Genomic DNA, 11,613 nt, shown 5'->3' with positions numbered 1-11,613 from the left:
GGTGCTCCGCGCCGCGGGCCGCAGGCTGGGGCTGGCGGCGCTCCCAAGGGGCCGGAGCCTGGAGTTGGCGCGCCTCATGGGGCGCGCCGGCCCCTTCGTCTTTCAGTGGGGCGGGGGCGCGTCGGTCCTGGGGGAGCGCGGCAGGCTCCGCTGGACGGCGCCGACAGAGCGCCCCCAATAGCTTGAGGCACGGATTTTTCATCATTACTTTACGGGAGAAGATTGCAGATGGCGAAGGAGTACAGGCTCGGCGAGGTGCTGCTCTCGCGGGAGAGGATCGCGGAGCGTGTGGCGGAGCTGGCGCGTGAGATCGCGTCGGACAACGGGGGCAGGCGGGAGCTGCTCGTCGTGGGTATCCTGACGGGGGCGGTGTTCTTCTTGACGGACCTGGTGCGGGAGATGCCGGACGACCTGGACGTGCACATCGACTTCATGTCGGTCTCGTCCTACGCGGACGCGACGAAGAGCAGCGGCGTCGTGCGCATCTTGCACGACCTGAAGAACAGCGTTGAGGGCATCGACGTGCTCATCGTGGAGGACATCGTGGACACGGGGCTGACGCTGTCCTACCTGCAGGACCTCCTGCGGGCCCGCAGGCCGGCAAGCCTCAGGACCTGCGTCCTGCTGGACAAGAGCGCGCGGCGGGAGACGGCGGTGAAGGTCGATTACTGCGGCTTTGAGATACCGGACGCCTTCGTCGTGGGCTACGGGCTGGACTGTGCCGGAAGGTGGCGTCACCTGAAGGACATCCGCAGCGTCGAGGCCCTGTGACCCCTGCGGGGCCCGGCGCGTATCCGCAATATCCTGTTTGGACTGCGGCGGCCTTAATGTTACAATAAAGCGTTGTCGTCGGTCGCCTCAGGATGCGGGCGTTCCGCGGCGGAGCAGTCGATGTGGGCCCCCGGAGGCTGGGGCGGGCCCGTGAGAGGGGCGATGTTTTGGGGCGAGTGGTTAAGAATCTGGGCCTTTACCTGGTCCTCATCCTGCTGGTGGTGAGCATGGTCAACGTTTTCATGACGCCGGAGGAAGCCCAGAAGCAATACAGCGAGATCAGCTACAGTTCATTCCTCACGGAGCTGGAGGGGGGGCGCATCCGCATCCTTCAGATCCGGAACAACACCCTGCCGGGGGAGTCCTCATCCGCCGTCCTGCGGGGCGAGCTGAAGGACGGGAAGCGTTTTCTGACCTACGGCGTGGACGTCAGCGGCCTTGCGGACCGGGCGTCCCGCGCCGGAGTGGTGGTGACGGTGGAGGCGCCTCAGAAGACCTCCTGGTGGATGTCGATGCTCTCCTCCCTCGTCCCGACGCTGCTCCTGGTTGGCGTGTGGGTCTTCTTCCTCTACAACATGCAGGGCGGCGGCGGGAAGGTCGTCTCCTTCGCCAAGAGCAAGGCGAAGCTCTTCCTGGACAACCGCCCCAAGGTGACGTTCGCGGACGTGGCGGGCTGCGAGGAGTCCAAGGAGGAGCTGCAGGAGGTCGTGCAGTTCCTGAAGTCGCCCGAGAAGTTCACGAGGCTGGGCGCCAAGGTCCCCCGCGGCGTGCTCCTCCTGGGGCCTCCCGGCACGGGGAAGACGCTCCTGGCCCGCGCTGCGGCGGGGGAGGCCAACGTCCCCTTCTTCAGCGTCAGCGGATCGGACTTCGTCGAGATGTTCGTGGGGGTCGGCGCTGCGCGCGTCCGTGACCTCTTTGAGCAGGCCAAGAAGTACCAGCCCTGCCTCATCTTCATCGACGAGATGGACGCGGTGGGACGCCACAGGGGCGCGGGGCTGGGCGGAGGGCACGACGAGCGCGAGCAGACGCTGAACCAGCTCCTGGTGGAGCTGGACGGCTTTGACGACACCAGCAGCACCATCCTCATCGCGGCAACGAACCGGCCCGACATCCTGGACCCGGCGCTTCTGCGCCCCGGCCGTTTCGACCGTCACATCGTGGTGGACCGCCCGGACGTCAACGGCCGCGAGGAGATCCTGAAGGTACACATGAAGGGCAAGAAGTTCTCGGACGACGTGGACACGGGCATCCTGGCGCGGCGGACGCCCGGCTTTGTGGGGGCGGACCTGGCGAACCTCATCAACGAGGCGGCGCTGCTTGCGGCGCGTCACGACAAGAACCGCATCGACATGGAGGAGCTTGAGGAGGGGATCGAGCGCGTGATGGCGGGGCCTGAGCGGCGAAGCCGCCTCATCAGCGATCGGGAGAAGAAGATCATCGCCTACCACGAGGTGGGACACGCCATCGTCGCGAAGGTGCTGCCGGACAGCGACCCGGTGCACAAGATCTCCATCATCCCGCGTGGGCACGCCGCGCTGGGTTACACGCTGCAGCTGCCGGAGGAGGACCGGTTCCTCCGGTCCAGGTCCGACCTCCTGAACCGGATATCCATCCTGCTCAGTGGGCGCGTGGCGGAAGAGATCGTGTTCGGCGACGTCACGAGCGGCGCGGCCAACGACCTGGAGCGCTCCACCCAGACGGCCCGCCAGATGGTGACGGAGCTGGGCATGAGCGAGAGGCTGGGGTTGGTGAAGCTGGGCAACAAGCACGAGGAGATCTTCCTGGGTCGGGACATCTCCGAGGAGCGAAACTACAGCGAGGAGATCGCCTACGCCATCGACCAGGAGGTCAAGGCGATCATCGACTCCTGCTACGACAAGGCGCGCGCGATCCTCGAGGAGCACCGTGAGCTCATGGACCGGATCGCGGGGATACTCCTGGAGCGCGAGGTCCTGGATCGGTCGGAGTTCGACGTCCTGATGGAGGGTGGGGAGCTGCCCCCCAGGTCGGCGAAGAAGGCCGAGGCCTCGAAGCCCGCTGCGGATGGCGACGCGAAGGCGCCGGACGATGTCCCCGAAAAGGAACGGGACCTGACGCCGCCTCTGCCGGAGAACCGGGTGGACGGCCTGCCGAAGAACGGCCTTCTGGGTTGAAGGGAAATCTTGCAATGCCCCCTCTCTTTGAGGGGGCATTTTTGTGGAGCGGCTTCGCTGGAAGAAGAACGCGGACAGGTGGACAGGGTCTTACGTCGGATGCACGAATCGTGTGACCGCCGTGCCTCGCGGCCATTTGCGCGCCGGAGGTACGGTATCTTTTCCCGCCCTTCTGTTGTAAGATGTCCTCGGACAGCGTGCAAGGCCGCTGGGAGGAGGCTTCACTTGATACAAAAAAACTTTATCCTGCACTCGGAGTGGCCGCCGGCGGGCGACCAGCCGGAGGCCATCGAAGCCCTGAGGCGAGGCCTCGATGCCGGGCAGCGCTTTCAGACGCTGATGGGCGTCACGGGCAGTGGCAAGACCTTTACGATGGCCAACCTCATCGCCGCGGCGAACCGGCCGGCCCTCGTCCTGGCACACAACAAGACGCTGGCGGCGCAGCTCTACAGCGAGTTCAAGCAGTTCTTTCCGGAGAACGCCGTCCACTATTTCGTCTCCTACTACGACTACTACCAGCCGGAGGCCTACATCCCGTCGAGCGACACCTACATCGAAAAGGACGCCTCCATCAACGACCGCATCGAGCGCCTGCGCCTGGCGGCCACGAAGGCCCTGATCGAGCGGCGGGACGTACTGGTCGTCGCGAGCGTCTCCTGCATCTACGGCCTGGGCAAGCGCGACAACTACGAAAACGCCATCTTCTCCTTCAAGGAGGGGGACCGCATGGAGCACCGCACCTTCCTGGAGCGCCTGCTGGAGAACTACTACGAGCGCAACGACACGTCGCTCGAGCCGGGTAAGTTCCGCGTGCGGGGCGACACCATCGAGATATTTCCGGCCTACGCCGAGACCTGCATCCGCGTGTCGTTCTTCGACGACGAGATCGAGCGCATCGACCAGGTGGACCCCCTGAGGGGGACGTCGGTGGAGCACACGCCGGAGGCCTCGATCTTCCCCGCGCAGCACTACGTCACGCAGACGGACGCCATCGCGCGCTCCCTCCCCCTGATCCAAGAGGAGCTGGAGCGGATGGAAAGGCGCTTCAACGAGGCGAACAAGCCCCTGGAGGCGGAGCGCATCCGGATGCGCACGCGCTACGACATGGAGATGCTGGGGGAGGTGGGGTACTGCTCCGGGATCGAGAACTACTCGGTCTACCTAGACGGACGAAAGCACGGAGAGCCGCCGGGCACGCTGATCGACTTCTTCCCGGAGGACTTTCTGCTGTTCGTGGACGAGTCGCACATCACGCTGCCCCAGGTTCGGGGCATGTTCAACGGCGACCGGGCGCGCAAGACCGTGCTGGTGGAGAACGGGTTTCGCCTGCCCTCCTGCCTGGACAACCGCCCCCTCCAGTGGGACGAGTTCAAGGAGCACATGCACCAGGCCGTGTTCGTTTCTGCCACGCCGGGGGACTACGAGGTGGAGGTCTCCTCTCAGGTGGTGGAGCAGGTGATCCGGCCCACGGGCGTCCCGGACCCGATGGTGGAGGTCCTGCCGGCCCGAACTCAGGTGGACGACCTGGTGGAGAGGCTGCGGGGTGTGACGGAGCGCGGAGAGCGGGCGCTGGTCCTGACGCTGACGAAGCGCTCCTCCGAGGACCTGGCGGACTACCTGAGCGAGCTGAAGTTCAAGGTCAAGTACATCCATTCGGAGCTCAACACCTTTGAGCGGGCGGAACTGATCCACGGCCTGCGCGTGGGCGACGTGCAGGTGCTGGTGGGCATCAACCTGCTTCGGGAGGGGATGGACCTGCCGGAGGTGACGCTGGTGGCCATCCTGGACGCGGACCGCGAGGGGTATCTGCGCTCCTACCGCTCCCTGATTCAGATCATGGGGCGGGCGGCCCGGAACGTGGACAGCAGGGTGCTGCTCTACGCGGACGCGGAGACGGAGAGCATCGCCCGCGCCGTGAAGGAGACCCGGCGGCGGCGGGCGCTGCAGATGGCGTTCAACGAGAGACACGGCATCGTCCCCCGCAGCGTGGAGAAGGAGGTCACGACGCTCCTGCCCCCGGAGCTCCTGGAGGCCTATCGGCTGGACGGCGTCGGGGCGAGGGAGGGGGAGGCGGCCCCGGCGAAGCCTGAGATGTCCGTCAAGGAGATGGAGCGCGCCATGTGGGAGGCTGTGGAGCGCCTGGACTTTGAGCGCGCAGCGGCGCTGCGGGACCTGATCGCGGAGGCGCGAGGGGTCAGCGTGGAGCGCAAGCCCTCGCCCAGGGGGTTTCGCTCCCGCCCCCGCCGCGCGCGGGAGAGGACGCGGAAATAAGGCGTCCGGCTGCATGTGAACTGTATATGGAGGGGAAAAACTGCATGTCGAAGGAAACGCTCCTGGTGGTGGATTGTCAGTACGACTTCATCGACGGATCGCTGGCCTGCTGCGGCGCGGAGGATGCGGTGAAAAATGCCGTGGACTACATCAACGCGCACCCGGCCGTTCGGGTGCTCTACTCGGCGGACTGGCATGGAAAAGGGCACTGCAGCTTCAAGGAAAACGGCGGCCAGTGGCCGGAACACTGCGTTGCCGGCGAGCGCGGCAGCGCGATCCACGAGGCCTTCACGCGGGACGTGGCGCGCGCCGGGCAGCGGCCAGGGGAGGAAAATGTCTACCATAAGGGCACGGACGACGGCCGGGAGGAGTATTCCGCCTTCGAGGCGCGGAACGCGGCGGGACGGACCGTGGGGCAGGACGCGGGAGAGTGCGTTGTCGTCTGTGGCATCGCAAGCGAGTTCTGCGTGCGCGAGAGCGCGCTGGATCTCCTGAGGACGGGGCGCAGGGTGACGCTCCTGGTGGACGCCGTCGGGTACGTGAACGCTGAAAAGCACCGTGAGAACCTGGCGGACCTTGAGGCGCAGGGCGCGACGATCGCCTGAACCCCGTCCCCACTCTACCGTATACTTCGTTGTTTTCGTTCGTCTTGCTCGACGTACCGTGATGTACGCCTTTGCTGCGGCTCGCAAAAGTCGCTTCGCCTGCGAAGGGTTTTAAAATGGAATGAGACGCAGGACACAGGTCGAGACAGTCGGTTGTGGTTTGATTCAGAACCCTTTGCGTCAATTTGCGTCAATCTGTGTCAAACTGGAGACGGGGGACGGATTCAAATCCGTCCCCCGTCTCCAGTTTGAGGGTAGCGTTTTTTCAAAGGAGATACGAACGGCCTGCAAAGAGGAGGGGGTGTATCCCGTATTGTCTCAAAGGAAGGTCATGAGAAATTGAGAGGCCAGCACGACCAACACCAAGGCAACGGGATAGGTTGCGGCGTAGGAGGCCGCCACGTCGTCCGTCTTGGCCACGTTGATCAACGCGCCCAACGCCGGAGTGCTGGTCATGCCGCCAGTGATCGCGCCCAGGTTGTTGAGCAGGCAGAGCTTGACGACGTGTTTGGCGATGAAGTAGCCGACCAATAAGGGGACGGTCGTCATCAGGGCACCGTAGAGGAACAGGATCAGGCCATATTCCCGAACGATGTCAACGAAGCCGGACCCGCCGGGCACGCCCGCCCCGATCAGGAACATCACGAGCCCAAACTCGCGAAATGCCTTGAGGAATCCCGCGCTGATCCGCATGTTGATCCGCCCGATCCGGCCAAAATGCCCCAGGATCAACCCCACGATGAGAGCTCCGCCCGTGTTCCCGAGCGAGAAGTGCGTTCCGAGAGGGAGGGGGAGCCGAACTTTGCCCAGCAAAATCCCCAAAACGACAGCCAAAGAAAGAGGACCGAGGCCGATAGGGTCGATGTCGAGCAGATTTTTTTGCGCATTTCCCTCCTGCCGGCGGTCTGGTGTAAACTCCAGTGGCTGGCCCGATGCGGCGTTGATCTTCTTTTGTTCCTCCAAGATGTTTGCTTTGACGAGCTTTGGGACGATCTGCACAAAGAGCACGACGCCGACAACTCCGAAAGGGTACCCAATGGCGTGGCCCACCGTGACCTCATTCAGAAGAAACTCGTTCGAGCGAACGATGTCCTGTGCTGCGGCGAAGCCGGGCGTTGTGGTTAAGGCTCCTGAGAGTATGCCGACGCCCATGGCCGAGTCTACGCTGGTCAGCAGGATTACCGCCGCGCACGTCAGGGCGCCGCTTCCGATGATGATCAATCCCAGAAAAGCATAGGATTTGACGTTTTTTTTGAGGTTGTGAAAGAAATTTGGGCCTGCAATAAACCCGACGGAAGTCACGAAACAGAGCAAACCCATTTCCTGAATGAGGGACATGCTGTGCTGCATGAATCCGCTTGAGACGGTAATGATTCCCATCTGGCGGAGGAGAGAAGCGTCTGAGTAAGCGAAGTGCCCAAAAAACAATGCGCTCAGAAAGACGCCCGCCGTTCCCAACTCCACGCCTTTGACCTTGATATCTCCCAATAGATATCCGATGAAGGTTATGCAGAATATGATGAACATCATGCTGCGGCAACTTGAAAAGACGATCTCTTGAAAATAAGCCATCGATAGTTCCTCCGGGATGAGATTTAGATGAAGAGCCTTTATGAAAGGAGATGTTAAACCTTGCGCATGGAGGAAGGTCAAGCCCTGGGCTTTGTGCTGGTCATGACAGGGATGCGCCAACTGACCACAATTGTCGGGAGGCGCTGAAAATTCAACTGAAAGATGCCGCAGGAACGAAGGGGTTGTCGCGTGGGGATTGCCTGAGTGGGGACGGCGGGCTCCCGCCGTCCCAGTCCGATCAGTCGAATCTTACAGGCGTTGTCCGATGGATGGTTGGGCTGTACTTATCCTGACGATCCGCGCTTCTGTCGATCTCACTTTACGGCTTGGAGGTAAGGCACAAGATAGCCGAAGGTGAACAGCGCGAACATAAAGATCGAGAACGCAATGTGAAATTTGTAAGCGCCCATGGTTTTGCGCATCTCGACGACGTCTTTTTCGGACTCCGGAACGATAAAGAGCCTCTCCCTCTCGGCGATTTCTTCCGGCGTGGGCTTTGCCAGGGCGTTTCCCACCACCATTCCTATGATGGACAGGTAAATGCCCACGAAAAAGGAATCCAGGAAAAAGGGAACGGTCACGCCCCATACGCTGGTGGCCAGGCGGACCCCAAAACAGCCGATAAAGCCAAGAAGCATGCTTAAGAAAGCGCCTTTTTCCGACAGCCTTTTGCTCCAAATGGCTGCGAACGACACGAGTCCCCATGACCCCGCGATGACCGTCCCGCCGAAGTACATGATCCAGAAGATGCGGTTTGCGAAAAACGCCATGGCCAAAACCACTAAGCTTACAAGGAACATGCCGATACGGGATATCTTCAGTTTTTCTTTTTCCGGTTTGTCGTCCAGAGTCAAAATGTCGTTGATAAAAGAGAATCCCACCAGAGCGAGAAAATTGGAGGCGGATGAAATCCCTGCGGACAATATCCCCGTAAGCAGGATGACGCCGATGGTCGTAGGCACCAAGTTCATTGCGCCCCAAATCATCGTATCGGAGCCGAGTCCGGGTTTTACGCTGGCCACGAATACGGCGGCAAAATACAAGAAGATTGTCGTGGTGATCACTCCCATGGAGGCCCAAATAGCGGAACGGAGGACGGTGTGTTCGTTTTTCGCCATCATGTAACGGGAGGTTTGCCAGGGGCTGACCATGACGACCAGCATCCACACGATGCCGTAGGTAATGGCCCAAAGGGTCGTTTCACCAGTTTGGGCTACGAAGTCCGGATTGCCGGCAGCGCTGATAATTCCTGGAATGGCCTGGAAGTTGGCCAAATTGCCGATGGCGGTATACCACCCACCCGCAGCCATCACGATACTGGGGACCGTGATGATGGCTGCGGACAAGAACACCAAAAACATCATCGTATCGGTCACGAGCACCCCAGGAGAGCCGGAGACGATCGTGAAGATCGTAAACGACAGCCACGCGATCAGAATGGATGCCCATTCCGGCAGCCCGGTAATGTTCATCATGAGCGAGGTGATGCCGCGCGTCGCCGACAGCATGTATGCGGAGACGGCAATAATGCACGTGATTCCAGCCAGCTTCCGCATACGCTTGGAATGGAACCTCCGCCCATAGAACTCGGGCAACGTCAGGGTCTTGCTTCGGCGAATGTAGCGGCCAAAGAAATTAGCCCCATAGATGTAGCCGCAGGCCTGTATAAGACCGACGATGCAAATGGCGATAAACCCGCCGCTTGCCGCCTCTCCGGTATCTCCCAGGAAAGCACCCGTGCTCAAGAATGAGGCGACGAGCGATCCGACGATCAAGAGGACCGGAGCGTTCCGTCCTGCAACGTAGTAATCGTTGATGTCCTTAACTTTTCGCCCTACGATGACGCCTACGGTAATGTAGAGCACCATAGCCACTGCGATGCCTGTGATGAAAATACTGTGCATCCGGGGTTCGTCCTTTCTTTGATTTCCAACGCAAGTCCGGGCCTGTTGTCCGGTGAACTTGCAGCCGTTGGCCTCTCCGGTCGAAGGCGGATGCTGAGGGCAGACGATCTCTGTAGGAAATAGTTTCGATCTTGTACCGCTGCCGACAGCGTTACGGAGGGGACGACAAGTGGTGTATGACTCGGAAGGCGCGTTGAACCGGACCGCCAGATTGCGGATAAGGCCTCGCCATGGGCTGAAGGGACCCGAGGTCGATGGCCGTTCGGCAAGTTTTATCCTCCTCTGCGTTTTTCGGCCGCAGTTCCTTTCGTTACTATCCGTCTTCCGTTGGAGAATTCAATCCTGTGCCTGGACTGTTCCATCCCTTTACGCCATAGGTATCGTACTCTCGCTTGACGGCGATTCGATACATGACGCCGGTGGCAATCAGCCAAACGCCGGCCCATATACAGAAGATCATCTCAGCCATGGGAAGCCTCCTCTACATTATCAAGAATATCTTTTTCCGATGCGTCTGAACGAGAAACGGTGACCGCACTTTTTTAAACGGCAGAGCATTGAGTGGAAATTTCAAGAATACACAAACATTTTTCTTTAAAAGTGCGGTCACTGCGACTGCTACAAGCCCATTGCGCTTACTTTGGCAAGCCCTTTTAGGCCTTCCGGGCTCAGACTCCCTCAGGGTGGATCATGATCTTGATGGCTTCGCGCTTCTGGAACGTCTCGAATGCCTTTTCCATATCCTTCAAGGCGTAGTGATGCGTGATCATCGGCGTGACTTCAACCCGTCCATCCTGAATCAGATCCAGGCATTCACGGAACTCTTCCCGCGTGTAACAGATCGTTCCCCGAATGTCAATCTCGCTACGCACGACCTTGCCCAAATTGACCGGCGGGTCCGAGTGGAACAGGCCTGTGATGTAGTAGGAACCGCTCTTTTTTATGGAGTTCATGGCCGTTTCAACAAGTGCTGCCGCTCCTGCACAATCATGCACGAAATCCAACATCTCGCCGCCTGTGATCTCTTTCACCCTTTCGACGGGGTCCTCTTCCGAGTTGTTGATGATATCCGTCGCGCCGAGTTTTAGCGCCATTTGCAAGCGATCTTTGTCGCAGGCCGCTCCGAGCACGATGATCTTCCGGGCGCCGCGCAGCTTCAACAACTGGGTTGCATACAGCCCGATTGGTCCGGGGCCGAGGACCATCACCGTATCCTTTGAGGTGAGGGGCATTTTTTTGACCGTGCGGTAAGCGGAGGCAACGGGATCGACCGCTGCGCCAAAGTCATAGCTTGTGGTGTCGCGCAGTTTTACCAGAACTTTGGCGGGAACGCGAACGTACTCCGCAAAAGCGCCGTTTACGTGAATCCCCGTCTCGATCAGGCGATCGCAAAGCGGTTCGTTCCCTTCGATACAGAATTTGCAGTTGCCGCAGCCGATCACGATGCAGGCACTGACCCGATCGCCAACCTTCCATCCCTCAACTTTGGCCCCCGTCTCGACGATGTCCCCCGCAAACTCGTGTCCGGGAATCAAAGGCCATGGAACCTCTCGTGTGCCTGCTAAAATCGGACCATCCGTTCCGCAGAATCCAACCGACTTCACCTTGACGACGACGTCGTCCTCACGACATTTCGGTTCAGGTACGTCTTTGATGACAAAACCAGGACCACTGTGTTCTTTTACGACGGCTAGCATCTCGCTTATGCTCCTTTCCAAAAAATGATTTCCGTAACAAGCGCCGGAGAAAGTCCGGAGAAGAGGCGAGGACGATTTGTATGAAGCGGTTCATGCCACGTGAGCAACTTCCCGACAAGGCCGCGTGCAAGCGTTTGTCGTCGTTAGGGGACCCCGCAGCGATGTCCTTTATGGAATTCTGCTGAATTTTCAAAACCTTATCCAGATAAGCCGCTCTGCCTTGGGCATGGTTGCCGAAATCCTCAAAATATCGTCTTGAGCGCCTGCAGCCGTTTGCGCTCATGAAATGGGATTGGTTGTCCTCGTCCGTGTCATGAATATCTCAGGCGTCCTCCGGTGCAACGCCAATCTGTCAATCGACGATAACGCCTTCCCCGACATTCGCCGTGCGTCCGTGCTCGCTTCTTTGTACAAACACCTCCTTTGCTAAAACCGTCTGCTGAAATCTGTGCCTGCGCTCAACGAGCCCTCTTTCTGGGGGACCATTCAATCATCGTGTCTCAAAATTACAAAGGGATTCCTCAAGGTGCGTCCATGATATACCTTCCTGCAACGGTAAGGTCAAGAATCCGTCTTTGCCCGTGCGATTGCTCGACGGCGATGTCCTCCGGCGAGGTCCTTTTTTGGATAGCATCTGGCG

The 11,613-nt window shown here is 60.1% G+C and carries 9 protein-coding genes; 5 read left to right on the top strand and 4 right to left on the bottom strand.

Annotated elements, in window-relative coordinates:
* The 5 genes from SY1_RS03480 to SY1_RS03460 form a co-directional block, all read left to right on the top strand.
* A partial coding sequence (locus SY1_RS03480) for a hypothetical protein (RefSeq protein WP_208872698.1) occupies positions 1 to 181 on the top strand: 181 nt, incomplete at its 5' end.
* A 47-nt stretch (positions 182 to 228) separates the two neighbouring features.
* A complete protein-coding gene (gene hpt, locus SY1_RS03475; protein ID WP_015556202.1) occupies positions 229 to 771 on the top strand; it encodes a hypoxanthine phosphoribosyltransferase in 543 nt (180 codons plus the stop codon).
* 167 nt (positions 772 to 938) lie between these two features.
* Positions 939 to 2,924, top strand: coding sequence for an ATP-dependent zinc metalloprotease FtsH (gene ftsH / locus SY1_RS03470; protein WP_279369717.1), 1,986 nt, complete (start codon positions 939 to 941; stop codon positions 2,922 to 2,924).
* A 225-nt stretch (positions 2,925 to 3,149) separates the two neighbouring features.
* Entirely contained in the window at positions 3,150 to 5,195 is a 2,046-nt protein-coding gene (uvrB, locus tag SY1_RS03465; protein WP_279369716.1) for an excinuclease ABC subunit UvrB, read from the top strand.
* A 44-nt stretch (positions 5,196 to 5,239) separates the two neighbouring features.
* Complete coding sequence (locus SY1_RS03460; protein ID WP_015556201.1) at positions 5,240 to 5,800, top strand: isochorismatase family protein; 561 nt, start codon at positions 5,240 to 5,242, stop codon at positions 5,798 to 5,800.
* 318 nt (positions 5,801 to 6,118) lie between these two features.
* Here SY1_RS03460 and SY1_RS03455 read toward each other — a convergent pair whose 3' ends face one another.
* From SY1_RS03455 to SY1_RS03440, 4 genes are all read right to left on the bottom strand, one after another.
* Complete coding sequence (locus SY1_RS03455) at positions 6,119 to 7,372, bottom strand: aspartate-alanine antiporter-like transporter (RefSeq protein ID WP_015556200.1); 1,254 nt, start codon at positions 7,370 to 7,372, stop codon at positions 6,119 to 6,121.
* A gap of 314 nt (positions 7,373 to 7,686) precedes the next feature.
* Entirely contained in the window at positions 7,687 to 9,276 is a 1,590-nt protein-coding gene (locus SY1_RS03450) for a sodium:solute symporter family protein (protein ID WP_015556199.1), read from the bottom strand.
* A 313-nt stretch (positions 9,277 to 9,589) separates the two neighbouring features.
* Complete coding sequence (locus SY1_RS03445) at positions 9,590 to 9,745, bottom strand: hypothetical protein (protein WP_015556198.1); 156 nt, start codon at positions 9,743 to 9,745, stop codon at positions 9,590 to 9,592.
* A gap of 199 nt (positions 9,746 to 9,944) precedes the next feature.
* Positions 9,945 to 10,973, bottom strand: coding sequence for a zinc-dependent alcohol dehydrogenase (locus SY1_RS03440; protein ID WP_208872688.1), 1,029 nt, complete (start codon positions 10,971 to 10,973; stop codon positions 9,945 to 9,947).
* Positions 10,974 to 11,613 lie beyond the last annotated feature (640 nt).

The sequence above is a fragment of the Fretibacterium fastidiosum genome, assembly GCF_000210715.1.
Taxonomy (GTDB): domain Bacteria; phylum Synergistota; class Synergistia; order Synergistales; family Aminobacteriaceae; genus Fretibacterium; species Fretibacterium fastidiosum.
Note: the sequence above shows the minus strand (reverse complement) of the source record. Positions and strands in the feature narration are given on the sequence as shown.